Annotated in this window: 25 protein-coding genes; 13 read left to right on the top strand and 12 right to left on the bottom strand. The window is 61.3% G+C overall.

The annotated features are described in order from the left end of the window. The first annotated feature begins 5 nt into the window (after positions 1-5). The 4 genes from JV201_RS04580 (at position 6) to rlmF (ending at position 5,149) form a co-directional block, all read left to right on the top strand. Positions 6-434 (top strand): DNA polymerase III subunit chi, encoded by a 429-nt coding sequence (locus tag JV201_RS04580; protein ID WP_102605183.1) that lies wholly within the window; start codon positions 6-8, stop codon positions 432-434. Between the two features lie 7 nt (positions 435-441). Continuing rightward, the gene (locus tag JV201_RS04575; RefSeq protein WP_219406573.1) at positions 442-846 is read left to right on the top strand and encodes a DNA polymerase III subunit chi; all 405 of its coding nucleotides are present in this window, start codon (positions 442-444) and stop codon (positions 844-846) included. Between the two features lie 185 nt (positions 847-1,031). Further along, positions 1,032-3,878, top strand: coding sequence for a valine--tRNA ligase (locus tag JV201_RS04570; RefSeq protein WP_219406572.1), 2,847 nt, complete (start codon positions 1,032-1,034; stop codon positions 3,876-3,878). A gap of 248 nt (positions 3,879-4,126) precedes the next feature. After that, positions 4,127-5,149 carry a 23S rRNA (adenine(1618)-N(6))-methyltransferase RlmF gene (gene rlmF / locus JV201_RS04565; protein WP_003212741.1) on the top strand — a complete coding sequence of 341 codons (1,023 nt, stop codon included), beginning with the start codon at positions 4,127-4,129 and terminating at the stop codon, positions 5,147-5,149. A gap of 64 nt (positions 5,150-5,213) precedes the next feature. On the opposite strand, the gene JV201_RS04560 is transcribed toward rlmF, so the two are convergent. Beyond that, positions 5,214-5,495 carry an HU family DNA-binding protein gene (locus tag JV201_RS04560; RefSeq protein ID WP_003212743.1) on the bottom strand — a complete coding sequence of 94 codons (282 nt, stop codon included), beginning with the start codon at positions 5,493-5,495 and terminating at the stop codon, positions 5,214-5,216. 397 nt (positions 5,496-5,892) lie between these two features. Here JV201_RS04560 and yejK point away from each other — a divergent pair, with 397 nt between their 5' ends. Both yejK and JV201_RS04550 read left to right on the top strand, forming a co-directional pair. Continuing rightward, positions 5,893-6,897 carry a nucleoid-associated protein YejK gene (yejK, locus tag JV201_RS04555; RefSeq protein WP_003212745.1) on the top strand — a complete coding sequence of 335 codons (1,005 nt, stop codon included), beginning with the start codon at positions 5,893-5,895 and terminating at the stop codon, positions 6,895-6,897. Then, positions 6,897-7,247: a glutaredoxin family protein gene (locus tag JV201_RS04550; protein WP_003212747.1), complete on the top strand. Its 351-nt coding sequence runs from the start codon at positions 6,897-6,899 to the stop codon at positions 7,245-7,247. Before yejK ends, JV201_RS04550 begins: the two co-directional genes overlap by 1 nt. A 135-nt stretch (positions 7,248-7,382) precedes the next feature. On the opposite strand, the gene JV201_RS04545 is transcribed toward JV201_RS04550, so the two are convergent. The 6 genes from JV201_RS04545 to JV201_RS04520 form a co-directional block, all read right to left on the bottom strand. Beyond that, entirely contained in the window at positions 7,383-9,623 is a 2,241-nt protein-coding gene (locus JV201_RS04545; protein ID WP_219406571.1) for a TonB-dependent receptor, read from the bottom strand. 273 nt (positions 9,624-9,896) lie between these two features. Then, positions 9,897-10,886, bottom strand: a complete 990-nt coding sequence (locus JV201_RS04540) for a FecR family protein (RefSeq protein WP_003212751.1) — start codon at positions 10,884-10,886, stop codon at positions 9,897-9,899. Beyond that, the gene (locus JV201_RS04535; protein ID WP_003212753.1) at positions 10,883-11,443 is read right to left on the bottom strand and encodes an RNA polymerase sigma factor; all 561 of its coding nucleotides are present in this window, start codon (positions 11,441-11,443) and stop codon (positions 10,883-10,885) included. The genes JV201_RS04540 and JV201_RS04535 overlap by 4 nt, the downstream gene beginning before the upstream one ends. Before the next feature lie 11 nt (positions 11,444-11,454). Next, the gene (locus JV201_RS04530; RefSeq protein WP_003212755.1) at positions 11,455-11,781 is read right to left on the bottom strand and encodes a DUF3325 domain-containing protein; all 327 of its coding nucleotides are present in this window, start codon (positions 11,779-11,781) and stop codon (positions 11,455-11,457) included. Next, positions 11,782-13,356: a PepSY domain-containing protein gene (locus JV201_RS04525; protein ID WP_219406570.1), complete on the bottom strand. Its 1,575-nt coding sequence runs from the start codon at positions 13,354-13,356 to the stop codon at positions 11,782-11,784. It lies immediately after the preceding gene. Next, a complete protein-coding gene (locus JV201_RS04520) occupies positions 13,353-13,655 on the bottom strand; it encodes a DUF3649 domain-containing protein (RefSeq protein WP_003212759.1) in 303 nt (100 codons plus the stop codon). Before JV201_RS04520 ends, JV201_RS04525 begins: the two co-directional genes overlap by 4 nt. 159 nt (positions 13,656-13,814) lie before the next feature. Here JV201_RS04520 and JV201_RS04515 point away from each other — a divergent pair, with 159 nt between their 5' ends. The 3 genes from JV201_RS04515 (at position 13,815) to fecA (ending at position 17,677) form a co-directional block, all read left to right on the top strand. Next, positions 13,815-14,303 carry a sigma-70 family RNA polymerase sigma factor gene (locus JV201_RS04515; protein ID WP_177035647.1) on the top strand — a complete coding sequence of 163 codons (489 nt, stop codon included), beginning with the start codon at positions 13,815-13,817 and terminating at the stop codon, positions 14,301-14,303. Next, complete coding sequence (locus tag JV201_RS04510; protein ID WP_177008186.1) at positions 14,300-15,241, top strand: FecR domain-containing protein; 942 nt, start codon at positions 14,300-14,302, stop codon at positions 15,239-15,241. Before JV201_RS04515 ends, JV201_RS04510 begins: the two co-directional genes overlap by 4 nt. Positions 15,242-15,331: 90 nt before the next feature. Beyond that, positions 15,332-17,677 carry a TonB-dependent Fe(3+) dicitrate receptor FecA gene (gene fecA, locus JV201_RS04505; protein ID WP_219406569.1) on the top strand — a complete coding sequence of 782 codons (2,346 nt, stop codon included), beginning with the start codon at positions 15,332-15,334 and terminating at the stop codon, positions 17,675-17,677. Here the strand turns inward: fecA and JV201_RS04500 are convergent, their stop codons facing one another. After that, positions 17,678-18,550: a LysR family transcriptional regulator gene (locus JV201_RS04500; RefSeq protein ID WP_219406568.1), complete on the bottom strand. Its 873-nt coding sequence runs from the start codon at positions 18,548-18,550 to the stop codon at positions 17,678-17,680. A gap of 104 nt (positions 18,551-18,654) precedes the next feature. On the opposite strand from JV201_RS04500, the gene JV201_RS04495 reads away from it, so the two are divergent. Further along, complete coding sequence (locus tag JV201_RS04495) at positions 18,655-20,163, top strand: MFS transporter (protein WP_219406567.1); 1,509 nt, start codon at positions 18,655-18,657, stop codon at positions 20,161-20,163. A 71-nt stretch (positions 20,164-20,234) separates the two neighbouring features. Here JV201_RS04495 and JV201_RS04490 read toward each other — a convergent pair whose 3' ends face one another. Both JV201_RS04490 and JV201_RS04485 read right to left on the bottom strand, forming a co-directional pair. Further along, complete coding sequence (locus JV201_RS04490; protein ID WP_003212772.1) at positions 20,235-20,645, bottom strand: HPF/RaiA family ribosome-associated protein; 411 nt, start codon at positions 20,643-20,645, stop codon at positions 20,235-20,237. Between the two features lie 211 nt (positions 20,646-20,856). Next, a complete protein-coding gene (locus tag JV201_RS04485; RefSeq protein ID WP_003212775.1) occupies positions 20,857-21,804 on the bottom strand; it encodes a LysR substrate-binding domain-containing protein in 948 nt (315 codons plus the stop codon). A 137-nt stretch (positions 21,805-21,941) separates the two neighbouring features. Here JV201_RS04485 and JV201_RS04480 point away from each other — a divergent pair, with 137 nt between their 5' ends. The 3 genes from JV201_RS04480 (at position 21,942) to JV201_RS04470 (ending at position 25,292) form a co-directional block, all read left to right on the top strand. Then, the gene (locus JV201_RS04480; RefSeq protein ID WP_008438553.1) at positions 21,942-23,318 is read left to right on the top strand and encodes an L-serine ammonia-lyase; all 1,377 of its coding nucleotides are present in this window, start codon (positions 21,942-21,944) and stop codon (positions 23,316-23,318) included. Positions 23,319-23,378: 60 nt separating this feature from the next. Beyond that, positions 23,379-24,674 (top strand): serine/threonine transporter, encoded by a 1,296-nt coding sequence (locus JV201_RS04475; protein ID WP_177020374.1) that lies wholly within the window; start codon positions 23,379-23,381, stop codon positions 24,672-24,674. A 300-nt stretch (positions 24,675-24,974) separates the two neighbouring features. Then, positions 24,975-25,292, top strand: a complete 318-nt coding sequence (locus JV201_RS04470) for a DUF3509 domain-containing protein (protein ID WP_003212781.1) — start codon at positions 24,975-24,977, stop codon at positions 25,290-25,292. Here JV201_RS04470 and JV201_RS04465 read toward each other — a convergent pair. Together JV201_RS04465 and JV201_RS04460 are read right to left on the bottom strand one after the other, a co-directional pair. Next, on the bottom strand, positions 25,289-25,777 hold the full coding sequence (locus tag JV201_RS04465; protein WP_003212783.1) for a phosphate-starvation-inducible protein PsiE: 489 nt from the start codon (positions 25,775-25,777) through the stop codon (positions 25,289-25,291). The two genes, JV201_RS04470 and JV201_RS04465, sit on opposite strands and share 4 nt — an antisense overlap. A gap of 283 nt (positions 25,778-26,060) precedes the next feature. After that, the coding region (locus JV201_RS04460; protein ID WP_219406566.1) for a DUF6124 family protein at positions 26,061-26,240 on the bottom strand (180 nt) is incomplete at its 5' end.

Genomic DNA, 26,240 nt, shown 5'->3' with positions numbered 1-26,240 from the left:
CCGCAATGACCCAAGTCGACTTCTATATATTGCCCAGCGCCGATCCTTCCGCGCGCCTGGACTTTGCCTGCAAGCTCACCGAAAAAGCCTGGCGCATGGGCCACCGTATCTACCTGCATTGCAGCGATGCCGCCCAGCGTGACGACCTCGACGCCCGCCTGTGGCGCTTCAAGGGCGAAAGCTTCGTGCCCCACGGTCCCGCCGAATCAGAACCGGAAGGCCTGGTGGTACTGGGTTTGGGCGACAGCTGCGGCGATCACACAGACCTGCTGGTCAACCTTGACCTGAAAGTACCGGCCTTCGCCAAGGGTTTCGCCCGCGTGGCGGAAGTGGTGGTGGAAGACCCGGCTATTCGTCAGGCCGCGCGGGAGAGTTTCCGTTTCTACCGCGAACAGGGCTATTCTCTGCAAGATCACCGGCTACAACGACTTTGAGCACACGATGGACACTCCAAACCCGCTAAAAGACTCTGACCACCTGCTGGACGACCTTGAGTCGATCCGCAAGCTGCTCGGTGATGATGACCTGCAACCGCCATTGCTGACCGATGCGGTCAACGGTGACGTACAAATTCCCCTGCTGTTCGATATGGTGGGTGGCAAGCCGGTTACGCCGGAACCTGTCGAAACGCCCGTGGTACAAGCTGCGCCGGCTGCGGCTGTTGCCGGACCGGCCGCCGAAAAAGCCCCCGACGCCCTGCTGCTGCACCTGGACAACGAACTGCGCGCCGCCGCGCAACTGATCATGCAAGACGTGATCGACGATTTTGCCCCGCATATCGAAACCGAGATCAAGCGCCGGCTGGATGCGCGCATGGAACGGTTGTTGAGCCAGTACCAGAACTAAGGCTGACACATATCCCCTGTGGGAGCGGGCTTGCTCGCGAAGGGCGTGAACGATAACGCGTACATCCTGAATGAACGCGCCGCCCTCAGGTTTTTCGCGAGCAAGCTCGCTCCTACCCCTCTCCCCTATCCCCCGTTATACTTGTTGGCTTTCCTGAATTAATGCCAACTAGGGTCCCGCCGCGCATGGATAAGACCTACCAGCCGCACGCTATTGAAACTTCCTGGTACCAGACCTGGGAGTCCGAGAATTATTTCGCTCCGCAAGGCGCGGGCGATGCCTACACCATCATGATTCCGCCACCGAACGTCACTGGCAGCCTGCACATGGGCCATGGCTTCAACAATGCGATCATGGATGCCCTGATTCGTTTCCGCCGCATGCAGGGTCGCAATACCCTATGGCAACCAGGTACAGACCACGCCGGTATCGCCACCCAGATGCTGGTGGAACGCCAACTGGAAGCCACCGGCCAGAACCGTCACGACCTGGGCCGCGAGAAATTCCTCGAGAAAATCTGGGAATGGAAGGATCAGTCCGGCGGCAATATCAGCCGTCAGATCCGTCGCCTGGGCTCCTCCGTCGACTGGAGCCGCGAGCGCTTCACCATGGACGACGGCCTGTCGGAAGCCGTGAAGGAAGCCTTCGTGCGCCTGCATGAAGACGGCCTGATCTACCGCGGCAAGCGCCTGGTCAACTGGGACACCAAGCTGCACACGGCGATTTCCGACCTTGAAGTGGAAAACCACGACGAGAAAGGTTTCCTGTGGAACCTCAAGTACCCGTTGGCTGACGGCGCCAAGACCGCCGAAGGCAATGATTACCTGATCGTCGCCACCACCCGTCCGGAAACCATGCTTGGTGATGCCGCCGTCGCGGTTAACCCGAACGACGAACGCTACCAGGCGCTGATCGGCAAGTTCGTCGAGCTGCCGCTGGTTGGCCGTCGCATCCCGATTATCGCGGATGACTACTGCGACCCTGAATTCGGCACCGGCTGCGTGAAAATCACCCCGGCCCACGATTTCAACGACTACGAAGTCGGCAAGCGCCACAACCTGCCGCTGCTGAACATCTTCGACAAAAACGCCGCTGTTCTGCCAGCCTGCCAGGTGTTCAACCTCGACGGCACGCTGAACGAGAGCATCGACGGCAAGATCCCGGCTGAATACGCCGGCCTCGACCGTTTTGAGGCGCGCAAGCAAATCGTTGCAGCCTTCGACGCCGCCGGCCTGCTGGTAAGCGTTGATGACCACGCCCTGAAGGTGCCGAAAGGCGACCGCTCCGGCACCATCATCGAGCCCTGGCTGACCGACCAGTGGTACGTGTCCACCAAGCCGCTGGCTGAGCCCGCGATCGCTGCCGTGGAAGACGGCCGCATCGCGTTCGTGCCGAAACAGTACGAAAACATGTACTTCTCGTGGATGCGTGACATCCAGGATTGGTGCATCAGCCGCCAGCTGTGGTGGGGCCACCGGATTCCGGCCTGGTACGACGAGTCCGGCAAGGTCTACGTGGGCCGCGACGAAGCCGAAGTCCGTGCCAAGCACAACCTTGGCGCGGACGTGGCGCTGCAACAGGACAACGACGTACTGGACACCTGGTTCAGCTCGGGGCTGTGGACGTTCTCCACCCTCGGCTGGCCGCAACAGACCGAATTCCTGAAGAAATTCCATTCCACCGACGTGCTGGTCACCGGCTTCGACATCATTTTCTTCTGGGTTGCCCGGATGATCATGCTCACCATGCACTTGGTGAAGAACGAAGACGGCACCCCGCAGGTACCGTTCAAGACCGTGTACGTGCACGGCCTGGTGCGTGATGGCCAGGGCCAGAAGATGTCCAAGTCCAAGGGCAACGTCCTGGACCCGCTGGACATCATCGACGGCATCGACCTGGAAACCCTGGTGCAGAAACGCACCTCGGGCCTGATGCAGCCGAAACTGGCGAAGAAGATCGAGAAGCAGACCCGCGACGAGTTCGCCGATGGCATCGCCAGCTACGGCACCGATGCCCTGCGCTTTACCTTCTGCTCGCTGGCGTCCACCGGTCGCGACATCAAGTTCGACATGGGCCGCGTCGAAGGCTATCGCAACTTCTGCAACAAGATCTGGAATGCCGCGCGCTACGTGCTGGATAAAGGCGAAGACTGCGGCCAGAACGGCGAGGCCATCGAGCTGACCCTGGCAGACCGCTGGATCATCTCCCAGCTGCAGCGCACCGAAGCCGAAGTGACCCGTCAACTCGACCAGTTCCGCTTCGACCTGGCGGCACAGGCCCTGTACGAGTTCATCTGGAACCAGTATTGCGACTGGTACCTGGAACTGTCCAAGCCCGTGCTGTGGGACGAGAACTCGCCGATCGAACGTCAGCGCGGCACCCGTCAAACCCTGGTGCGCGTACTGGAAGTGGCGTTGCGCCTGGCGCATCCGTTCATGCCGTTCATCACCGAAGAAATCTGGCAGCGCATCGCGCCGCTGGCGGGCAAAGACGGCAAGACCATCATGCTGCAACCTTGGCCGGTGGCCAACGAAGCCCGCATTGACGAGGCAGCCGAAAGCGATATCGAGTGGCTCAAGACCCTGATGATGGGTACGCGCAACATCCGCGCCGAGATGAATATCGGTCCGGGCAAGCCACTGGCCGTGTTCGTGAAGAACGCCAGCAGCGAAGACCTGCGTCGCCTCACCGAGAACGACGCGCTGCTCAAGAAGCTGGCGAAGCTGGAGTCGATCACCGTATTGGCCGCTGGCGAAGAAGCACCGCTGTCCGCCACTGCACTGGTGGGCGAGATGGAAGTGCTGGTGCCGATGGCCGGCCTGATCGACAAGGGTGCCGAACTGGCGCGCCTGGACAAGGAAATCCTGCGCCTGCAAGGCGAAGTGCAGCGGGTGGGCGGCAAGCTGTCCAACGCGGCGTTCGTCGACAAGGCTCCGGCTGAAGTGATCGAGAAAGAACGCGCCAAACTGGCTGAGGCTGAACAGGCTTTGGGCAAGCTGGCGGAGCAACACGCGCGGATTTCCAGCCTGTAAGGGGCTGCCCGTGCGGAAAAAGAGACCTTCGGGTCTCTTTTTTTTGCTTGGAAAAACACCGCTATTTCTCTTTGGAAACCCGATCAATGTGGGAGCTGGCTTGCCTGCGATGGCATCGCCTCGGTCTGGCAGATACACCGAGTCGCCTGCATCGCAGGCAAGCCAGCTCCCACATTTGACCGAGTTCGACCAAGGAATGTGTGACAATACCCGCCACTTTTGAAACAAACGCAGAATCGACGCAGCCCATGACCGCCCCCAGCACACCCAAAGCACCGCGCAAGAAGCCAAAATCCAGTACGCCGGCCAAGCCCGTCGTTCCGCGCAAAGAGGCCACCTTGCACCCGCGTAACCGCCACCAGGGCCGTTACGACTTCCAGGCGCTGATCAAGACCACGCCCGAACTGGCGCAATTCGTGATCATCAACCCGTACGGCAAGGAAAGCATCGACTTTGCCAGCCCAGACGCGGTGCGGGTGTTCAACCGGGCGTTGCTCAAGGCGTTCTACGGCATCAATCACTGGGATATCCCGGCTGACTACCTGTGCCCACCGGTACCGGGGCGTGCCGACTACGTGCACTTCCTCGCCGACCTGCTGGCGAGCGTCAACGAAGGCGTGATCCCCCGTGGCGCGCCGGTGAAGGTGCTGGACATCGGCATGGGCGCCAACTGCGTCTATCCGTTGATTGGCTACAGCGAGTACCGCTGGAATTTCCTCGGCTCGGAAGTCGACCCGACGGCCGTGGCCGCCGCCAAGGCGATCGTGCAGTCCAACGGGCTGAACAAGGCCATCCAGCTGCGCCAGCAAACCAACCCCAAGCAGATCCTGCTGGGCTTGCTGGAGCCAGGCGAGCGGTTTGACCTGACCATGTGCAACCCGCCCTTCCACGCGTCCATGGATGAAGCGACCAAGGGCAGCGAACGTAAATGGCGCGCACTGGGCAAGGCTGATCCGAAACGCAAGTTGCCGGTGCTGAACTTCGGTGGCCAGTCGGCGGAATTGTGGTGTGAAGGCGGTGAAGCGCGGTTCGTGACGCAACTGATCGCTGAAAGCGCGCATTTCCAGCACAAGGTGCTGTGGTTCAGCACGCTGGTGTCGAAAGCGTCGAACTTGCCGGCGATCCAGACAGCGCTGAAAAAGGCCGGTGTGCTGGAAAGCCAGGTAGTGGAGATGTCCCAGGGCCAGAAGCAGAGCCGCTTCGTCGCCTGGACGTTCCAGACCCCGAGCGAGCAACAGGTGTGGCGCCAGCGTTGGGCCCGTAAAGACTGATAAATCGCAGGCAACAAAAAACCGTGCCCGGATCGCTCCGGAGCACGGTTTTTTTTGCTGCGTCTTACTTGTTAACAGCGTCGGTCAGGCCTTTGGCCACAACCAGCTTGATAACTTTCTTGGCAGCGATTTCGATGGCAGCGCCAGTCGAAGGGTTACGGCCAGTACGGGCAGGACGCTCGGTCACTTTCAGTTTGCCAACGCCTGGCAGAGTGATTTCGCCGCCGTTTTCCAGCTGATCAGCAACGATCTGGCTCAGTTGGTCCAGCAGAGCACGCACGGTGGTTTTCGGTGCGTCTACAGCTTCAGCCAGATCAGCGATCAGTTGGTCTTTAGTAATAGCCATTGTGGTGTTCCTTCCCTATCAAATTCATTTGGATTGCAGAGTGCAGTGTCAGCCATCGAGCCCTGCCATCAAGGCCTGGCACCCAAGGGCTATAACCACGAAGATCGGGTTTATAGATACCTGAAACCGGGTTTGGTTCGACCTGACAAATGCTGAATGCACGCTTAACGCCCAGACTGCGCGTAAGACGGGGCAAAACTAGCACAGAGACGGGGAAATATCCGCCTCAACATACCCATTTGGTCAGCTTTATCGCTCTAAACCGTGAAAAAAAGGCATATGGCCCGTCGGATAGCGCTCAAAACGCCCTCCGAACAGCGCCATCCCCAGCGGGTGCGGTACACTGGCGACTTTTTCCGGGAGCCCCACCCCTCCCCTTCAACCAGCCGAGAAGCCCATGCCGATCCGTCATTGCATCGTCCACCTGATCGACAAAAAACCCGACGGCACACCCGCAGTTCTCCACGCCCGCGACTCCGAGCTTGCCGAGTCGGCCGCGATCGAGAACATGCTCGCCGACCTCAACGAGAGCTACAACGCCAAACAAGGCAAGGCCTGGGGCTTTTTCCATGCCGAGTCCGGCGCGCACCCGTTCAGCGGCTGGTTGAAGGAGTATTTCGACGGCGGCAAGGATTTCACCGCCTTCAGCCGCATTGCGGTGGAACACCTGCAGAAGCTGATGGAGGAGTCCAACCTCTCCACCGGCGGCCACGTACTGTTTGCCCACTATCAACAGGGCATGACCGATTACCTGGCGATCGCCCTGCTGCACCACAGTGAAGGCGTGGCCGTGACCGACCAGCTGGACGTGACGCCGTCGCGCCATCTGGATCTTGGCCAACTGCACCTCGCCGCGCGCATCAACGTGTCCGAGTGGCAGAACAACAAGCAATCCAAGCAGTACATCTCGTTTATCAAGGGCAAGAACGGCAAGAAGGTCTCGGAGTACTTCCGCGACTTTATCGGCTGCCAGGAAGGCGTCGACGGCCCAGGCGAGACCCGCACCCTGCTCAAGGCCTTCAGCGATTTCGTCGAGAGCGAAGACCTGCCGGACGAATCCGCCCGCGAGAAAACCAAGACCCTGGTGGACTACGCCAGCAGCCAGGCCAAGCTCGGCGAGCCGATGGGCCTGGAAGAGCTGTCCGGGTTAATCGATGAAGATCGGCCAAAAGCCTTCTACGATCACATCCGCAACAAGGACTACGGCCTGTCGCCGGAAATCCCGGCGGATAAACGCACCCTCAACCAGTTCCGCCGTTTCACCGGGCGTGCCGAAGGCTTGTCCATCAGCTTTGAAGCGCACCTGCTGGGCGACAAGATCGAATACGACGAAGCCGCCGGCACCTTGATCATCAAGGGCCTGCCGACCCAACTGACCGACCAGCTCAAGCGTCGCAACTGATGCTGGGCGGGGTTCTGAAGAAAGTCCTGCTGGTGTTGCTGGTGGTGGTGGTTTTCCAGAACTGGGGCAAGATCGAGCGGTTGTTCAACCCCTCCCAGGTGGTACCGGAGCAGACACGCGCGGCAGCGCGCGTGGTGCTGTATTCCACCGAGTGGTGCGGCTACTGCAAACAGATCCGGCGTTTTCTGGATTCCAAGGGGATTCCCTACCAGGCGTTCGATATCGAGAAGGACGCCCAGGCGCGCAAGGCGTACGAGGCGTTGGGGGGCGGCGGGATTCCGTTTGTGGACGTGAACGGCACGCTGATTCGCGACTACAACCCGGAAGCGATCATGGCGGCGCTGAAGTAACTCACTCTGTAAAATACCGCAGATCAAATGTGGGAGCGGGCTTGCTCGCGAATGCGCTGGTTCAGTCAATACATCTGGCGACTGATCCACCGCTTTCGCGAGCAAGCCCGCTCCCACATTGAGTTTGCGTACGCGTTAGAAATTGGCCTCCAGGGAAACCATCGCCGTACGCTCCTCACCTACGTTGTAATACGCCGAGCTGGCCGCCAGGCCATTCACCGGCGCCGAGTTGAACGACACGGTGCGCGCCGAGCTCAAGTATTCCTTATCAAACACATTGAGCATCGAGAAGCGCAGCGCGGCCGACTTGAAGACCTTCTTGTCCACCGGCAGGTAGATACCGGCGTTGAGATCAAACACGGTGCGCCCGGAGATTTTCTCGTTGTTGGTCAAATCACCGTAGAACGCCCCGACATACTTGCCGGCAATGTTGCCGTAGTAGCGCTTGTCGTCGTAACCAAACACCAGGTTGAGCATGTTTTCCGGCACGTTGGCCAACTGGTTGCCCTTGGTCGGCAACAACACGTTCTTGCTGACAAAGTCGTCCTGCTGCTCGGACTTGGTATAGGTGTACGACGCGTAGTAGTTGAAGTTGTACGGCAGCAGGCCGCTCCACTCCAACTCCAGGCCTTTGTTGGTCACGTCACCGACGTTGGCCATCACGTAGTCACCGTTCAAGTCGGTGGTCGACAGCTGACGGTCCTTGAAGGTGATGTAGAACAGGGTGGCGCTGAGGGCCATTTTCTCTTCGGTGTAGCGCCAGCCCAGTTCCTGGTTCCAGCTCAGCTCGGGGTTGAGGTTGAGGGAATCACCCTTGTTGTACAGCACGTAGTTCTGCGGTGTGCGCATGTTGCGAGTGACGTTGTAGAACGCCTGGTTGCTCTCGTCGACCTGGTACTTGGCGCTGAAGTTCGGCAGGAACTGATGGTAGCGGGCGTTACGCTTTTCCGGCTTGTCGTACAGGCTACCGAGGTTGTCGCCGTCACGTTCGACGTACTGGTACGCCAGCCCGCCGACAAAGCTCAGGTCTGGCGTGGCTTGCCAGCTGTCCTGCACCCACAGCTTCTGGGCCGGGGTCACGGTGTATTGATGACGCCCCTGAACGGTCTTGCCGTTCTTGTCGACCACCTGGCCGCCGCTGTTGTAATCGCCCCAGACGTCGTCCGGTGCACCTTCGCTGTTGATCCCGATATACGGCTGGGTCTGGCGCTGGCGAGCGCGCTCGTACCAGTAGCCGTAATCCAGGCTGTGTTCCTCGTTGATGTCCCATTTCATTTTGACCGTCACGCCAGGGCGCCAGGTTTCGGTCCACGAGGGGCGATAGTAGTTGGCCGACTTGAGGTTGCTCAGGTCGTAGTTGCCACTCTTGTCGGACTTCGGCCCCAGGTTGGTCGCGGTCTGGCCGCTGAAACTGCCGCCGTTGCCCCAGTAGTAGTAAGGCGCAACCGTCAGGGCCAGGTCATCACGCAGGCGCCAGCGCTGGGTGAAGGTGGTCATGACACTTTCAAATGGGTTGCGGTTGAGCTTGTAGGAAGACGACAGCAAGCCGTTTTTGTAGACCGGGGTTTCCGCGTAATCCAGGCGGCGGCCCTGTTGCTGGAACTGGCTCTTGCTCAGCGTGTTGTAGTTGTAGTTTTCCTGGGTGTTGTACTTCATGGTGAAGTTGCTGGTGTTGCCGTTGTCGTCTTCGAACAGCGTGCTCCACTCCACCTTGTCGCCCCGCAAGGTGCCCTTGCCGCGCCACTTGTCGCCCTCGGTGTGAGAGGCCGACACCCAGGTCTTGAAGCCGCCGAGGTCGCCGGTGTTGATACGGGCGAAGGACTTTGTCAGGTTGTTCGAACCCATGGATTGCTTGACGAACAGCCCCGGCTCCTTGGTCGGCCGAATGGTGATCATGCCGATGTTGCCGCCGCTGGAACCAATGTGCGGGCCGTCCGCTTCCGAGGAGCCCTGGGTGACAAATACTTCGCCGACGTTTTCCGGGTCGCCCAATTGGTTGGCGTAAACACCGTAGCTGCCGGAGTCGTTGATCGGCACGCCGTCCATGGAAACCCCGACCTGGTCGGAGTTCATGCCGCGCATGGTGAAGCTGGTGCCGCTCATGCCGCTGGCGTCGTCGTTGGAAACGTTGATGCCCGGGGTGTACTTGAGCTTGTCGATGGCGTTGGCCGTCGGGGACATTTCGTCCATGGCTTCCTTGGTCACCGTGGACCGGGCCTTGGCACTTTCTTCCTGAATCATGTGGCCGGTGCCCAGGGTACGTTCGCCGGCGACGTGCACCGAACCGACATCCTGGGAATCGTCTGCCAGAACCAGCGGCGCAAAGCCGCCCAGGCCCGATGCTAAAAGCAGGGCATAGAGTTTGTTGTAGGTCACGAGTAGATCCCTTACATGCATCTATCTGTTGTTATGGGGGAGGTATTGGCGATCTCGGCCGGGTGAACAGCGCCGCCAATCTTCCTGACCACCTGCTCAGGAATCCGAGGATCATCCGTGCATCACGTAACGATTTGGTTACAGGTTTTGGCGATTGCGATGAAGGTTAAATGAAAGGTCCACACACACGGATGTGCCAAGGCATGGGGATTTTCAAGGGAAGGTGGTGCAAGTAATGACAGCGCCACGCCATTGCGGCGTAGCGCTCTGTATCTAGCGCAATACGATCATCCGACCGAGCAGCGAGTGTTGTTCAAACCCCAAGACCGCCTGCAACGCATTGAGCACCGCCTGGGGGTCCTTGCTCGGGAAACTGCCGCTGACACGCCGGGCGCCGAGGTCTTCGTTGAGCAGCAGAATGCGCCCCGGATAGTAGCGGCCGAGGTCTTGCACCACATCGGCCAGCGGCGCCTTGTAGTAGTTGAGCCAACCATCGCGCCAGGCCAGGCGCGACTCGCTGTCGACCGCGTGCAGCTCATCGGCGACACCGTCGGCGTAGGCCACTTGCTGGCCGGCCGTCAGAATCTGTTGCTGAGCATACTTCGACGGCGTTACCCCAACCCGACCGGACAACACCGTCACCTGCGCACCTGCCGGTTGCAGGCGCACCTCAAACTGCGTGCCGAGCACCCGTGCTTCGCCGCTGCCGGCCTCGACCACAAAGGATTCGCCAGTGTGGGTCACACTGAAAAAACCGGCGCCACGGCGTAGCTGGATATGGCGCTCGCCATGCTTGAAATCCACTGCGATCGCACTGTCGGCGTCCAGGGTGACCTGGCTTTGATCGGCCAGGGTCACGGTCTTCACCTCACCCGGCGCGGTGACGTAATCCGCGCCGAAGTCATCGACCCAGCGTGACGGCTGCCAGCCGGCGCCCATCGAGATCATCACCAGCAGGCAGGCGGCCATGGCCAGGGCACCAGACCAGCGCCGCACGCTGGAGCGTTTCGAGGTATTCATCGCGTTCAAGTAACCCTGCAGCGCCAGGGCATCCTCATCCGCCAACGTTCTGGCCGGTACTTCACTCAATTCCCACAGCACCTGGGCCTGGGCGTAGGCTTCCACATGCGCAGGATCGGCCCGCAGCCAACGGCTGAACGTGGCCTGGTCGCCACTGCTGGGTTGGTCATGCAACAGGCTCAACCAGGCCAGTGCGGCCTGTTCCTGGTCGGGCGTCGGGGTGACGCGGGCAGTGGCGTTCACGGGGCTTTCCTTGGCGATGGTTCACGAAGGCTGGCCTTGCAGGCTTCGAGGGCACGCATCATATGTTTTTCCACGGCGCTTTGGGACAGGCCCATGGCCTTGGCGATTTCCGCGTACTTGCGGCCATGGATGCGGTTGAGCAGGAAAATCTGCCGGGTACGTTCCGGCAGGCTGCGCAAGGCTGCTTCAACGTGACGCAGATCATTGCCCGCCTCCAGCGCGGCCTGGGGTTCGCAGCCCTGGTTATCCTGTTGTTCCGGCAGCCAGCCTTCGCTGCTGCGCACCCGGGCGCCTTCGCTGCGCAGGTGGTCGATGGCGATATTGCCGGCGCAGCGCAGCAGGTAGGTGCTGAGTTCCTCGACCTGCACCAGCGGCCGGCGCCAGAAGCGCAGGAACAAATCCTGCACCAGGTCCGCCGCCGTCGCACGGCAGCCCACGCGGCGGCTGACCAGCGCTTCCATCTGCGAGCGCTGGGACAGGAACACCTGCAGGAAATGCGCCCGTCCGCCCGCCGCGTCTGCGTGCTGCTCTGGGTGTTCGGGGGGCGTGGTGATCATCAACGGTGGACTCAAAGGGTCGCGAAGGCCGCAACCGGGCTGGCCAGCAGGCCGAGGCCCGCCAGGATCAAGGCCAGCCTTGGCCGATACGGCAACAGCAACACCAGCAACAACCCGCTGAGCATCAAGACCGCGCACCACTCCACCAACCCCTGGCTCCACCCGGTCGCGAGCACCGCCGGCCAGATCGAGACAATCAACAGCAGCCAGCCGCCCACGCGCAAACCCAGGCGCCGACGAGGCGAAGGTTTACTGTGCAGCAGTTCGCCATGGTGCCGGTCCATGGACAGGCACAACGCGGTAAACCCTGCGTAACACAGCAATAGCGCCAGGAGCATTCAGTTCACCTCGCCCTTGAGGGTCAATGGCCGGGCACGTTCGGCCTTGGGCTGAGGGACGCGGCGGTGCTGCATTTTCCAGGCAGCCCAGGCGAGGAACACACCGCTGCCCAGGCACGTCAGGTCGAAGCCGGCCATGGCCCAGTCGCCGTTGGCCAGGGTCACACCCAAATGCTGGGTCGTGGTCAGCGCGTTGAGCACCGGCACGCCGATAAACAGCAGCGCGCCCACACTCAATTGCTCAACCCAGCCGCGGCGCCCCTGGCGAACAATCGCGTGCACGACGCTCAAGCCCCAGGCAATAAAGAAGGCTTGTACTTCCCAGTCCGAGCGCCCGGCAAAGCTGGCCGGCAACAGGCGGTTGGCCCAGAAGAATGCAGCGATGGCGATCATCAAGCCGGACATGCTGGCGATGTTCAGCACTTCCACCAGCCGCAGCTCAAAGGGCATCACACCGGTTTTGGTGTGCTTGAGCTGACGCTTGCCCAGCCACATCACCAGCCCGGTGCCGATCATTGCCGTGCCCGCGAGGCCGCAGATGAAATACAGCCAGCGCAATACCGGGCCGGCGAAATGGCCCATGTGCAAACCGTAGAAGCTGCCACCAATCGCCGCCGGCAGCGACTGCTCGCCGCTCACCCGCAACAGTTCGCCGGTAGTGCCGTTGAATGAGACGGTGCTGCCAAAGTCATGCACCACTCGATCCGACCCGGCGCGGAACACATTGACCGAGGCGTTTACATCGCTTGGATTATTCACCACCAGCCGTCCGACATGCCCGCCGGCCCATTGCTCGCGCGCCTGCTCGTACATCGGGCCCAGTGGCAGCAATTGCCCCGGCTGGCCGAGGGCCGGCGCATTGTCGGTGGCCGGAAACACATCGTTGAAGAACGCACGGGTGTCGTTGCCGTAGGAAGCGAGGATGCTCGCCGGCATCACCATGCTCATGAAAATCACCAGGCTGCTGTAGGTGATCATCAAGTGGAACGGCAACACCAGCACGCCCACGGCGTTGTGCCCGTCGAGCCAGGAACGCTGGCCCTTGCGCGGGCGGAAGGTGAAGAAGTCCTTGAAGATTTTCTTGTGGGTGATGATCCCGGTGATCAACGCCACGAACATCACCATCGCGGCGATGGTCGACAGCCAGCGCCCCCACGGATAGGGCATTTGCAGCTGGAAGTGGAAACGATAGAAGAATTCGCCGCCCATGCTTTCCCGGGCCTGGACCTGCTGGCCGCTGACGGGATCGAGGAGTTTTTCGACGAAATTGCCGCGTTTGCCCGGGTCGACCTTGTCTTGCCACATCACCGACAGGCCCGGCTCACGGTTGCTCGGCAAGGTGATAAACCAGCGCGCGGCATTGGGCGCCTGGTGTTGCAGATAGGTTTGGGCGGCGGCCAGGCTACGGGCGTCATCGACGGGATGCGCCTGCACTTCGAGCTGCATCCAGTGGGTAATTTCGTCCTTGAAATACGACAGGGTGCCCGTCAGGAAAATCGCAAACAGCAGCCAGCCAAAGATCAGCCCGGCCCAGGTGTGCAACCAGGCCATGGCCTGGCGGAAGCCCTCTTTCATGTGCGCGCCATCCAGTACGCCAACCCGGCGAACGTGGCCATTATCGCGCTGGGCAGCAACACGCCAAACCAGGCGCGCCAGGCCGTGCGGCAGGCGAAGCACCAGATGACCGCCAACAGGTAGAACACAAACGAACTCAGCATGCCGCTGATCACCGCATCGGCGCGGCTGGTGGGCAGCCACAGCGTCATGCACACGCTGGCCAGCGAGGCCAGCAGGTAACCGCCGACCACAGCCGCCAGCACCCGCGAAGTCACGGCAAGACGGTAGGAAACGGGAAGTGAGGTTTTGCGTTTCATGCACAAGGCGCCAGGTTCGTCAGTGCGCAATATTAATGATAAAGGTTCTCATAAGCAAAAGAGAACGCATCACTGGCAATTGCCGAACCCGCCTGCGCGCCCTACAATGCGAACAATTCTTGTTCTCTAAAGCATGCCCATGCTGCCGGAGTGTGCGCGTTGCAGCCGTCCAACACCGTCGAAGTCCTGTACCACGACCATCACCACTGGCTCACCGGCTGGTTGCGACGCAAGCTCGGCTGCCCGGAAAGCGCCGCCGACCTGGCCCAGGACACCTTCATCCGCGTGCTCACCGCACGGGAAACACCGACACTGATCGAACCTCGCGCCTTCCTCACCACCATCGCCAAGCGTGTGCTGTGCAACCATTACCGCCGCCAGGACCTGGAGCGCGCCTACCTCGACGCCCTGGCGCAAATGCCCGAACACGTGGCGCCGTCGGAGGAAGAGCGGGCAATCATCCTGCAAACCCTGATGGAGCTGGACCAGTTGCTGGATGGCCTGGCACCCCTGGTCAAACGCGCGTTCCTGCTGTCCCAGCTCGACGGCCTGACCTATGCGCAAATCGGCGCGGAACTGGGCATCTCCATCGCCACGGTCAAGCGCCATCTGAATAAAGCGGCGATGCGCTGCTACTTCGCCCTATGAGTTTCTCAACGCAAGTCGCCGAACAAGCGGTGCACTGGCTGATGGAAATGCAGCAGGGCCCGCTCAACCCACGCAAACAGGCGGCCTGGCAACAGTGGCTGGACGCCCACAGCGAACATCAGCGGGCCTGGGAGCACATCCAGCGAGTGAACCAGCGCTTGCGCGGGATGCCATCACCCCTGGCCCACGCCGCCTTGAATGCACCGAAATCCAACAGTCGTCGTCAGGCCCTGAAGTTGTTGCTGATACTCGGCGCCGGGTCGGCAGCGGCCTGGGGTTTGCGCCAGCAACATATATTGCCGCCGTTGAGTGCCGACTACCGCAGCCCCATCGGCCAACGGCGCAAGTTCCAGCTGGCGGATGGCAGCCAGTTGCAGCTCAACACCGGCAGTGCGGTGGATGTGCATTTTGAGGGTCAACAACGCTTGATCCGCCTGCTCGAAGGCGAAATCCTGCTGACCGCCAAACCCGGCAACGCCCCGCTGCGGGTCATCACTTCCCAGGGCCTGCTCAGCGCCCAGGCCGCGCGGCTGAACGTGCGGCAATTCAACGATCACACACAACTGGCGGTGTTTGATGGGCACGTTGACGTGATGCCCAACACCTATAGCGGTTTGCCGTTGTCGGTGGAGAAAGCCCATCAGGTCAATTTCACCCGCAAAGGCTGGGACACCGCCCGCCCCACCGACGCCGGCAGCGGCGCCTGGGCCGACGGCATGCTGGTGGCGGCCCACATGCGCCTGGAAGATTTCCTCGCCGAATTGAGCCGTTATCGCCGTGGCCAGCTCAATTGCGACCCGCAGGTGGCCAACCTGCTGATTTCCGGCAGCTACCCGCTGGACGACAGCGAACGAATCCTGGACCTGCTGCAAGTCAGCCTGCCGGTCAGGGTCCGGCGGTTTACCCGCTACTGGGTCACTGTCGAAGCCCGTGCCTGAAATATTTTCAAACCCCGTGAGCCGTTTTCCGCACCTCGCGTGACAGAGAAGGAAAGCCACCTTGATCCTACCTTCTCAGGACCGCACTTCATGCCCCAGCAATCGACTCGCCTGACGCCCCTCGCCCGCACCCTGCGCCACTTGTTGCTGGGGGCCAGCCTCAGTTTCAGCGCCGTGCCCTACGTGATGGCGGCCGATGCCAAACCCTATCGCATCGCCCCTACATCACTTGAAGCGGCGTTGAACCAGTTTGGCCGTGAAGCCGGCGTGCTGATTTCGTTTGGCTCCGACGTGACCGCCGGCGTGCAAAGCCAAGGCCTGTCGGGCAACTACACCGCTGAAGAAGGCTTGAATGCGTTGCTCAAAGGCACCGGCCTGCAAGCCCGCGCCGAGGGCAACAACGCCTTCAGCCTGCAACCGGCGAATGCTCCGGCCACCCTCGAATTGGGCACCTCCAACGTGGTCGGCGACTGGCTGGGGGACGCGGCGCAAACCAACGTCTTCGAACACCCGGGCGCGCGGGACGTGATCCGCCGCGAAGAATTCGAACGCCAGGGCGCCACCCAGGCTCGCGATGTGCTCAACCGCATTCCCGGGGTCAACGCCCCGGAAAACAACGGCACCGGCAGCCACGACATGGCGCTGAACTTCGGCATTCGCGGGCTCAACCCACGCCTGGCCTCACGCTCCACGGTATTGATGGACGGCATCCCGGTGCCGTTCGCACCGTATGGCCAGCCACAGTTGTCGTTCGCGCCCATCAGCATGGGCAACATGGATGCCGTGGACGTGGTACGCGGCGGCGGCGCAGTGCGTTATGGCCCGCAGAACGTCGGCGGCATCGTCAACTTCGTCACCCGCGCGATTCCCGATGCGCCAACGGTGAAAGGCGGCCTGCAAACCGAAACCAGCCCGTCTTCCAGCCACGATGGCTTCAAGACCACCGGCAACCTGCTGGCCGGCGGCACGGCGGACAACGGCCTGGGCGGCGCGATCCTGTATTCCGGCACCCGTGGTGGTGATTGGCGCGAGAACAGCGACACCCGCATCGACGACCTGATCCTCAAGGGCAAATACCAGCTGGACGACGCCAACAGCTTCAACGCCATGGCGCAGTACTACGAAGGCAAAGCCGATATGCCCGGTGGTTTGAGCACTGCGGCCTACAAGGCCGACCCGTATCAGTCCACCCGCCCCTACGACCAGTTCTGGGGCCGGCGTACCATGTTCAACGCGGGCTATCGCTACCAGGAAGATCGCCGGGAATTCACGGTCAACAGCTTCTTCACCACCACCCTGCGCAGCGGTTACCTGGACCAGGGCAACTTCCTCTCCCTGTCGCCCCGCGAGTATTGGGTACGCGGCCTGGAAACCCGTTTCGCCCAAGGCTTCGACCTCGGCCCAACCAGCCACGAAGTCGGCGTGGGCTACCGCTACATCAACGAGGCCGGCCACGAACTGCGCTACCGCACGCCGATTTCCGCCAATCAGCAACTGCCGACCACCGACAGCCGCAACGACCGCGACACCCGAGGCAGCACCGAAGCCAATGCGTTCTTCGTCGACGACCGGATAGATATCGGCAAGTGGACCATCACTCCGGGCATCCGCTACGAGATGATCGAGTCCCAGCAGACCAACAACCTCAGCAACGTCAAATACAAAGGCGACTACAACACCGCCCTGCCGGCGCTGAACGTGCTCTACCACCTGACCGACGACTGGAACCTCTACGCCAACACCGAAGGTTCGTTCGGCAGCGTGCAGTACAGCCAGATGCCCAACCGCGTGACCAGTGGCGAAGTGAAGCCGGAAAAAGCCCGCACCTGGGAACTCGGTACCCGTTACGACAATGGCACCCTGCGGGCCGAAATCGGCGCGTTCCTGATCAACTTCGACAACCAGTACGACAGCAACCAGACCAACGACACCGTGATCGCCCGCGGCGAAACCCGCCATCAGGGCATCGAGTCCAGCATCAACTACGCCCTCGACGGCTTGAGCCCGGCGCTCGCCGGTTTTGATGTGTACGCCACCTACGCCTACGTCGACGCCACCATCCGCGAAGACGGCCCGAACAAAGGCAACCGCGTACCCTTCTCCTCCAAGCACAAGGGCACCCTGGGTGTGGGTTACACCGAAGGTCGCTGGAAGTTGAACGTGGACAGCAGCTACCAGAGCAGCCAGTTTGCCGACAACGCCAACACTGAAGCAGAAAGTGCTGATGGCAGCACCGGACGCATTCCTGGCTACATGCTGTTCAGCAGCCGCGCGGCGTACGACTTTGGCCCGCAGCTGTCGGATTTGAACGTGGCGGTGGGTGTGAAAAACATCTTCAACAAACAGTACTACACCCGCTCGTTTGACGATAACAACAAGGGCAAATACGTCGGCGAGCCGCGCACGCTGTATGTGCAGACGTCCATCGCGTTCTGATCAACTGCCCGCCAGGCACGACGGTGTGCCGGCCACCAACGCGTCGATGGCGCACCGGGTCTTGGCCGGCATGTGCGTCGCCGTGGGCCAGATGACATGGATCGGCATCGGTTGCTCGCGGTGGCCCGGCAGCACCGCCTGCAATTGCCCGCGCAACACGTAGTGGGCGATCAGCCAACTGGGCAACCAGGCCAGGCCGACCCCGGCGATGGCGGCATCGGCCACGGCCTGCAGGTCATCGAGGATCAACGGCGAGGCGACTCGCTCGCGGTGCGGGGCATTGCTGCGATAGGCAATGCCCCGGTGCCCGGCCAGGTCGTCGATGGAGTCAATCCGAGGTGTGCGCTGCAAGTACGCGGGTGACGCCGCCAAGGCAATCGCCTGTTCGCCGAGGCGACGTGCACTCAAGCGGTCGGTGTCAGGCAATACGCCAATTCGCACCGCCAGGTCGAAGCCTTCCTGGACCAGGTCGATCAGTCGGTCGGAAAAGGAAATTTCAATCTCCAGTTGTGGAAAACGGTCCATCAGCCCCCACAACGCAGGCGCCGCATAGTGGTGGCCGAATGCCAAAGGCAGGCTCGCCCGTAACCGCCCTCGTGGCTGCTGGCGGCCACTTTCCAGCACGGATTCAGCCGCTTCCAGCTCTGCCAGTGCACGCAGGCAATGCTCGTAATAGGCCTGCCCGTCCTCGGTCAAACGCTGGCGCCGGGTGGAGCGTTGCAACAGCGACGTCCCCAACCGCGCCTCCAGCCGCGCCAGGCCTTTGCCCACCGCCGAGCGCGTGAGGTTCAGCCGTTCGGCGGCCTCCGTCAGATTGCCGCTCTCGACGATCTGCAAAAACAGTTCAACACCATCAAAACGCGGAGTGGCCATGATCGTTTGTCGCCCTATATTCCCTTATCACAGGAAGAAGTATCGCTAATAAAGAATCAGATTCCCGTGAAAATGACACCTTCCCCCATTGAAAGGAAGAGGCCATGCCACCCGACGCCGTTGTATCCGCCATCAACCCGCCACGTACCGCCCGGGACGGCCTTGCGCTCACCGCCGTGTGCCTGGTGGCGCTGATGTTCGGGCTGGAGATTTCCAGCGTGCCGGTCATCCTGCCCACCCTTGAGCAGCAACTGGGCACCGGCTTCCAGGACGCCCAATGGATCATGAACGCCTACACCCTGGCCTGCACCAGCGTGCTGATGGCCGCCGGCACATTGGCCGATCGTTTTGGCCGCCGACGCATGCTGGTGCTGTGCCTGTGGGTATTCGGGCTGGCTTCGCTGGCCTGCGGGCTGGCCAACGATGCGTCCACGCTGATCGCGGCGCGTTTTGTCCAGGGCGTGGGAGGCGGGGCGATGATGATCTGCCAGTTCGCGATCCTTTCGCACCAGTTCCGCGAGCCGGCGGCCCGGGCCCGGGCCTTTGCGGTGTGGGGCGTGATCGCCGGGGTGGGCCTGGGTTTCGGGCCGATGGTGGGGGCATTGATCCTGGCGGTGGCGGATTGGCGCTGGGTGTTCCTGGTGCATGTGCCGTTGACCTTGTTCACCCTGGTGTTGCTGCGCATCAGCGTGCAGGAATCCCGTGACCCGGCGGCCCATCGCCTCGATATAGCCGGTATGGCCACCCTCACCCTGGCAGTGTTCGCCCTGGTCTATTTCATCACCCAGGGCACCGAGAGCGGCTTTGCCACCCCGGCCATGCTCGGCTGGGCCGGGTTGTCGGTGGCCAGCCTGCTGTTGTTCGTGGTTGTCGAGCGGCGCAGCCCGCACCCGATGTTCGACTTCTCGGTGTTTCGCATCCCGCGCTTCAACGGCGCGCTGATGGGCTCGATCGGCATGAACTTCAGCTTCTGGCCCTTCATGATCTACCTGCCGCTGTATTTCCAGGCCGGCCTGGGCTACGACACCATGCTCACCGGGCTCGCCCTGCTCGCCTATACCCTGCCCACGTTGGTGGTGCCGCCGCTGGCTGAACGCCTGGCCCTGCGCTATGGCGCCGAACGCATCATTCCATTGGGCCTGGGCCTGATGGGCGTGGGATTTGTGACAATGGCGGCGATCAATCATAGCGGCCAGCCCAGTGTGGTATGGGTCCTGATCGCCTGTGGGATTGCCGGCAGCGGCTTGGCGTTTACCAACTCGCCCACCACCAACACCACTACCGGATCAGTTTCATCCGACCGCGCGGGCATGGCCTCGGGCATCGACTTCAGTGCACGGCTGATCACCCTGGCGCTGAATATCGCGTTGATGGGGTTGGTGTTGATACTCGGGATCGCTCATTACCTGGCTGGCATATTGCCTGGCACGGCACAGTTGGCCACCCTCAGTCAGGACATCGCCGCCGGCAAGCTGGACGTGTTGCCGCAGGGCCCACTGATCGCCCAGGCCGCGCTGCGCAACGGTGCGGGCTGGGCCATGTTGTATGCCGGCGTTGGAGCGTGCGCACTGGCGGCCTTGAGCGCCTGTTTTTTCCGGCGCAGCCCGCGCTGACCTTTTGCGCATAAAAAAACGGGCCTGCATCTGCAGGCCCGTTTTCAGTGGGGTTGAAAAAGTATCAGCTATCAGCCGTTAAGCGCAGCCTGTTCGTTTTCCAGGAATTCCTCTTCTAGCTCGGCCTCGTCGGCCTTGGTATTGGGCAGGCTTTGACCCGCGGCGCGTGGTTTGCCGCGCAGTTTGCCGTACAGATGCTCCAGGGCATGCTCCAGCTTGGTCGCTGCGCCATCGATCGCCTGTTCCAGCGTATCGGCTTTATGGAGGACCGAAAGCGGTTGATGGCCTTTTGGCCGTGCTTCCAGTCGGCAACTCAGATCGTGTGGGCCGGGCTTGTCACCGTTCTCGTCCCGCAGGTAAACCTCGACGCGGGTCAGATCTTCTTCGTAACGTTCGAGCGTGCTCTCAATGGTGGTACGTACCCACTCCTCCAGTCGGATGCTGCTTTCAATATGGTTATCGCTATTGACTTGGATTTGCATAGTTTTCCCTTATTTCAGCTAGCTCGCCGAAGGCCATTCCTGCTTCACCGGATGGGTGAAAACCATGACCTCCTGATTACACAATTGAGCAGACAGAGGAACATTTCAACCCCTTTGCAAAGATAAATCCCACATTACAAATTAACCCTGACTACAACCAAAAACGCTGTTAGGGTGGGGAGTTGGTTACATCTTCTTACCGCCAACTTCCTTACAATTGCCCCTCTCCCAACGGGTGCAATCCGCGAAAAATCTCCGCTTCCTCCACCAGCCAGTCATGCACCGCCCGCACGCCCGGATGGCTCAACGCACCCGGCGCGTACAGCAGCACATAGCGTTTGTGGTTGGGAACGGCGAGGCCGAATGGCACGATCAAGGTGCCGCGTTCCAGTTCGTCATTGAGCAAGGTTCGCCGGGCAATCGCCACGCCCATGCCCGCAATCGCCGCCTCGATGGTCAGGTGATTGCGGTTGAAGGTATGCCCGCGCCGTACGTCGGCGGCGTCATAGCCGATGGCGTTCAGGTAGAACTCCCACTCTGCGTACTCATAACTCCCACGCCAGGCAGTGATGTCGTGCAGCAGCGGGAAATGCACCAGGTCAGCGGGGCCATGCAGTGGCGGTCGCCCCCGCAGCAGGCTCGGTGCGCACACCGGGAAAATCTGCTCGTCCAGCAAGGCTGTGGATAACAAGCCGGGATAGCTGCCGTCGTTAAGGTCGATGGCCAGGTCGAAGTCGCCCTCGTGCAGGGCGACGCTGCTGTCTTCGGCAACCATGCGCAGCTGGATATCCGGGAAGCGCTGCTGCAAACGCGGCAAACGCGGGGTCAGCCATTTGCCGAGAAACGACGGGATCGAGCGCAGGCGCAAGGTGCCGCTGATCATCCCGGCGTCCAGCCGCTGCAACTCGGCATCGATGCTGCCATAGGCCTCGCCCACGGTGATCGCCAACCGCTGGCCCTCTGCGCTCAGCTCAACCCCGCGTGCGCGCCGATGGAACAGGCGAAAGCCCAGGCGCTCCTCCAACTGACGGATTTGCTGGCTGACCGCGCCCGGGGTGATGTGCAGTTCCTCGGCGCAACGGGTGAACGACAAATGCCGTGCCGCGCAGGAAAAAACGTGCAACCAGACGTAGGTCTGGCCATGAAGCGGGCGAGCCATAGGGTTTAGTCCTGCTAAAGGGTGTCTTAGGATAATTCGTTGGTCAGTGCCGATCCAGAGGCTCAGTATCGCGCCAATTCCGCTTGTCCTACAAAACATGGCAGCGATTCCTACTCCATTGCTTGTAAGGGTTTAGCATGGCTATCAGTGTTTTCGATCTATTCAAAGTGGGCATTGGTCCTTCCAGCTCCCATACCGTCGGCCCGATGCGGGCCGCGGCGACCTTCGTCCAAGCGCTTATCGACCAGCAATTGCTCGACGAAACCCGTCGCGTAGAGGTGCGTTTGTACGGCTCGCTGTCCGCCACCGGTGTCGGCCACGCCACCGACCGCGCCTGTGTGATGGGCCTGATGGGCGAATGGCCAGACAGCATCGACCCCACCAGCATCGGCCCACGCATCCAGCAACTGCGCGAGTCCGGCCAATTGCTGCTCGGCGGCCGCACGTCGATTGCCTTCAACTGGCAACACGACCTCCTGCTGCTGGACGAAAGCCTGCCCTACCACCCCAACGCCATGTCCCTGCATGCCTACGGCGAAAACGGCCCGTTGAGCGAGCAAACGTACTACTCGGTGGGCGGCGGTTTCATCATCGAAGCGGCAGAAGCCGAGTCCGGTATCGCGCCTACCAGCGAAGTGCAATTGCCCTACGACTTTTCGAGCGCCGTCGAACTGCTGGCCTTGTGCAACAAGCACGGCCTGCGGGTTTCCGAGCTGATGATGGCCAACGAGCGGGCCTGGCGCAGCGATGCCGAGATCCGCAGCGGCCTGCTGCATATCTGGTCGGTGATGCGTGAATGCGTCGAACAAGGCCTGCGCCACGAAGGCATCCTGCCCGGCGGTCTGGATGTGCCACGGCGCGCGGCGAAACTGCACCGCAGCCTACTGGAAATCGGCAAACCCAACGTCATCACCTCGACCTTGTCGGCCATGGAATGGGTCAACCTGTTCGCCCTCGCCGTCAACGAAGAAAACGCCGCCGGCGGGCGCATGGTCACCGCGCCGACCAATGGCGCGGCGGGAATCATCCCGGCGGTGCTGCACTACTACATGAAGTTCAACCCGGACGCGTCCGACGATGACGTGGTGAATTTCTTCCTGGCTGCCGCCGCCGTCGGCATCCTCTGCAAGAAAAACGCCTCGATCTCCGGCGCCGAAGTCGGCTGCCAGGGCGAAGTCGGTTCCGCCTGCGCCATGGCCGCTGCCGGCCTTGCAGACGTGCTCGGCGCATCCCCGGAGCAACTGGAAAACGCCGCCGAAATCGGCCTGGAACATAACCTGGGGTTGACCTGCGACCCGGTTGGCGGGTTGGTCCAGGTGCCGTGCATCGAGCGCAACGCCATCGCCGCGGTCAAGGCGATCAACGCCACGCAAATGGCCCTGCGCGGCGACGGCAAACACTTCATCTCCCTGGACCGGGTGATCCGCACCATGCGCGACACCGGCGCCGACATGCACGACAAATACAAAGAAACTTCACGGGGCGGCCTGGCCGTTAGCTGGGTGGAGTGCTGAGGAGCATTCCCTGATCGCCCCAACGTGAGCCCGCGCAAAAATAATAACGAGGCAATAACGATGACCGATGTACGTACACCTGCTGCCGAAAATCCCGCTGTAGACCTGACGCCGACCACCGTTACACAAGGCTGGAACAAACACGACACCACCTGGATGCTCGGCCTCTACGGCACCGCCATCGGTGCCGGCACCTTGTTCCTGCCGATCAACGCTGGCGTGGGCGGCTTCTGGCCGTTGATCGTGCTGGCGCTGCTGGCCTTCCCTATGACCTTCTTCGCCCACCGTGGGCTGACGCGCTTTGTGTTGTCGGGCAAATCCGGCGACATCACCGAAGTGGTGGAAGAACACTTCGGTATCGGCGCCGGCAAGCTGATCACCCTGCTGTACTTCTTCGCGATCTTCCCGATTTTACTGGTGTACAGCGTGGCGCTGACCAACACCCTGACCAGCTTTATGGAACACCAACTGCACCTGGCTGCACCGCCCCGGGCAATCCTGTCGCTGGTGCTGATCCTCGGCCTGATGGCCATTGTGCGCTGCGGCCAGGGCGTGATCGTCAAGGCCATGAGCGTGCTGGTGTACCCCTTCGTCGCCGCTCTGCTGCTATTGGCGGTGAGCCTGATCCCCAACTGGAACGGTGCGTTCTTCGCCTCCGCCAGCGAAGGCATGCCCCTGCCGGCCTTCTTCAAGACCCTGTGGCTGGCGATCCCGGTGATGGTGTTTTCCTTCAACCACTCGCCGATCATCTCCGCCTTCGCCGTCGACCAGAAACGCGTGTACGGCCCGCAAGCCGAACGCAAAAGCAGCGGCATCCTGGCCATGGCCCACAGCATGATGGTGCTGACGGTGATGTTCTTCTGCTTCAGCTGCGTGCTGGCCCTGTCGCCGGCTGACCTCGCCGCCGCCAAGGCGCAGAACATCTCGATCCTGTCGTACCTGGCGAACCACTTCCAGACCCCGGTCATCGCCTACGCCGCACCGTTGATCGCGCTGGTGGCGATCACCAAATCCTTCCTGGGCCACTACATCGGCGCCAGCGAAGGCTTCCAGGGCCTGATCGTCAAATCCCTGCGCGGGCGCAACCGCAGCATGTCGGCCAAGTGGCTGGAGCGCTGCACCGCGCTGTTCATGGTGCTCACCTGCTGGGCCGTGGCCACCTTCAACCCGAGCATCCTCGGCATGATCGAAACCATGGGCGGGCCGATCATCGCCTGCCTGTTGTTCTTGATGCCGATGTACGCCATCCGCCGAGTGCCATCCCTGCGCCAGTACTCGGGCCAGGCGTCCAACGTGTTTGTGGTGTTGATCGGTTTGATTGCGCTGTCTGCGATCGTTTTTTCGGTCATGCCCTGAAACGGATCACCGAACTCAAAAACACCACCCACCCACTGTGGGAGCGGGCTTGCTCGCGAAAGCGGTCGTTCAGCCGAGTAATCATTGGCTGACACACCGCATTCGCGAGCAAGCCCGCTCCCACAGTGGAAATTTGATGGCAGGCAGATTGCTGTACGGCACGCCCCTTGCTGTACAGCACTTGAGGAAAACGGACCTTGTGAAAACCTCAGCGAGCGAATGGCCGGTGGTCAGGAAACGCGAACTAATCCCGACACCGGTCGTCAATGACTGCATGTTCTTATCAGGCGGTAACGCACCATGGACAACCCTTTTCAGATCATCACCGACACCTTCGCCCCGAAATACCGGGTCAATTTAAGCATCCAGCGGCTGGACGGCAGCATCATGCTGACCCTGTCCGATGAAGACGGCGTCGTGGCCAAACGCATGATCAGCGCCGAACAACGCAACGACCCCCAGCGCCTGAAACGGCTGGTGCAGAGTGTGCAATTCGGGATTGCGATCGAGCAGGGGCACAGCGCGATGGAGATATTGGCGGTGATGACCGATGGGGACAGCCACCAGGTACTGCAGCGGCCGCCGGTCAGCAGGCCGCCGCTCAACGCAGGGTTCTAGAGCTCGCCCTTCTCTGTTTCAAGGCTCGCTTCACCCTTGCGGCGCGGGCCTTCGACCTTCACCGACGGAAATGCCGACGACGCATACCGCACCACCAGAATCGCGAACGCCAGCAGCAGAATCCCACCGCACAGGTAGATGATGCCGATGTCGGGCGGGTTGTGGTGGGACACGTTGGAAATCAGCAGACGGGTCAGCGCCGTGATCGCCACGTAGATCAGGAAACGCACCGGCATGTGGTTGGTCTTGAAATAAATCCCGACCATCGCCCCCAGTTCCAGGTAGATGAACAGCAGCAAGATGTCATCGATCTTGATGTGCCCCGTCTCCAGCATCCCCAGAAATTCCATCACCGCGGCATAGGCGGTCACCGCACCAATGGCGAACAACGCCAGGTAGTGGAACGTCTCGACGAACAGATTTCCCAAGGACTCGGCCAGTTGGTGCACGGTCTTGCGCAGGTTTTCAGCCCAGTTGATTTTCACGATGATGCTTCCTTAGGTCGGCTCGACCGGATAATGCGGGTTGGACGTGACGGTTTCTCTGCATGCAGAAAAAAGGCCAGGGAACAGGAAGTGAGATGGTGGCGGGGTGATATGAGGCACTTATCTTGCTGCTTGATGATCGTTCCCACGCTCTGCGTGGGAATGCCGCCCCGGACGCTCCGCGTCCCATGCCCTATGGTTTCGGGTAGGGGTGACGCGGAGCGTCACGGTATGCATTCCCACGCAGAGCGTGGGAACGATCCAGGTGACCGGGTGATTTAGGTCAGGTCGGGGCGACTTGATCCAACGCCTGATCGACCAATAACCCACTCATTTCGAGCAGTTGATGGATCGCCAGAAGCAAACTGCGCTGTGGGCCCTCAAGCTCAAAAGCCAGGCTGCTGGCCATTTCACGGGCACTGTTCAAGGTTTCGCTGGCGTTGGCGAGTAACGTTTCCGTGTC

The sequence above is a fragment of the Pseudomonas sp. Colony2 genome, assembly GCF_019382755.1.
Lineage (GTDB): Bacteria > Pseudomonadota > Gammaproteobacteria > Pseudomonadales > Pseudomonadaceae > Aquipseudomonas.
This window is presented reverse-complemented; position numbering and strand designations above follow the sequence as displayed.

Excerpts from the sequence above, each read along its gene's own strand:
- JV201_RS04535 (WP_003212753.1), bottom strand. The coding sequence starts at position 11,443 with ATGATCACCACGCCCCCCGAACACCCAGAGCAGCACGCAGACGCGGCG.
- rlmF (WP_003212741.1), top strand. The coding sequence starts at position 4,127 with ATGACCGCCCCCAGCACACCCAAAGCACCGCGCAAGAAGCCAAAATCC.
- JV201_RS04490 (WP_003212772.1), bottom strand. The coding sequence starts at position 20,645 with ATGCAAATCCAAGTCAATAGCGATAACCATATTGAAAGCAGCATCCGA.
- JV201_RS04530 (WP_003212755.1), bottom strand. The coding sequence starts at position 11,781 with ATGCTCCTGGCGCTATTGCTGTGTTACGCAGGGTTTACCGCGTTGTGC.
- JV201_RS04575 (WP_219406573.1), top strand. The coding sequence starts at position 442 with ATGGACACTCCAAACCCGCTAAAAGACTCTGACCACCTGCTGGACGAC.
- JV201_RS04500 (WP_219406568.1), bottom strand. The coding sequence starts at position 18,550 with ATGGCCACTCCGCGTTTTGATGGTGTTGAACTGTTTTTGCAGATCGTC.
- JV201_RS04520 (WP_003212759.1), bottom strand. The coding sequence starts at position 13,655 with ATGAAACGCAAAACCTCACTTCCCGTTTCCTACCGTCTTGCCGTGACT.
- JV201_RS04495 (WP_219406567.1), top strand. The coding sequence starts at position 18,655 with ATGCCACCCGACGCCGTTGTATCCGCCATCAACCCGCCACGTACCGCC.
- JV201_RS04475 (WP_177020374.1), top strand. The coding sequence starts at position 23,379 with ATGACCGATGTACGTACACCTGCTGCCGAAAATCCCGCTGTAGACCTG.
- JV201_RS04570 (WP_219406572.1), top strand. The coding sequence starts at position 1,032 with ATGGATAAGACCTACCAGCCGCACGCTATTGAAACTTCCTGGTACCAG.
- JV201_RS04550 (WP_003212747.1), top strand. The coding sequence starts at position 6,897 with ATGCTGGGCGGGGTTCTGAAGAAAGTCCTGCTGGTGTTGCTGGTGGTG.
- yejK (WP_003212745.1), top strand. The coding sequence starts at position 5,893 with ATGCCGATCCGTCATTGCATCGTCCACCTGATCGACAAAAAACCCGAC.
- JV201_RS04525 (WP_219406570.1), bottom strand. The coding sequence starts at position 13,356 with ATGAAAGAGGGCTTCCGCCAGGCCATGGCCTGGTTGCACACCTGGGCC.
- JV201_RS04485 (WP_003212775.1), bottom strand. The coding sequence starts at position 21,804 with ATGGCTCGCCCGCTTCATGGCCAGACCTACGTCTGGTTGCACGTTTTT.
- fecA (WP_219406569.1), top strand. The coding sequence starts at position 15,332 with ATGCCCCAGCAATCGACTCGCCTGACGCCCCTCGCCCGCACCCTGCGC.
- JV201_RS04480 (WP_008438553.1), top strand. The coding sequence starts at position 21,942 with ATGGCTATCAGTGTTTTCGATCTATTCAAAGTGGGCATTGGTCCTTCC.
- JV201_RS04560 (WP_003212743.1), bottom strand. The coding sequence starts at position 5,495 with ATGGCTATTACTAAAGACCAACTGATCGCTGATCTGGCTGAAGCTGTA.
- JV201_RS04580 (WP_102605183.1), top strand. The coding sequence starts at position 6 with ATGACCCAAGTCGACTTCTATATATTGCCCAGCGCCGATCCTTCCGCG.
- JV201_RS04510 (WP_177008186.1), top strand. The coding sequence starts at position 14,300 with ATGAGTTTCTCAACGCAAGTCGCCGAACAAGCGGTGCACTGGCTGATG.
- JV201_RS04470 (WP_003212781.1), top strand. The coding sequence starts at position 24,975 with ATGGACAACCCTTTTCAGATCATCACCGACACCTTCGCCCCGAAATAC.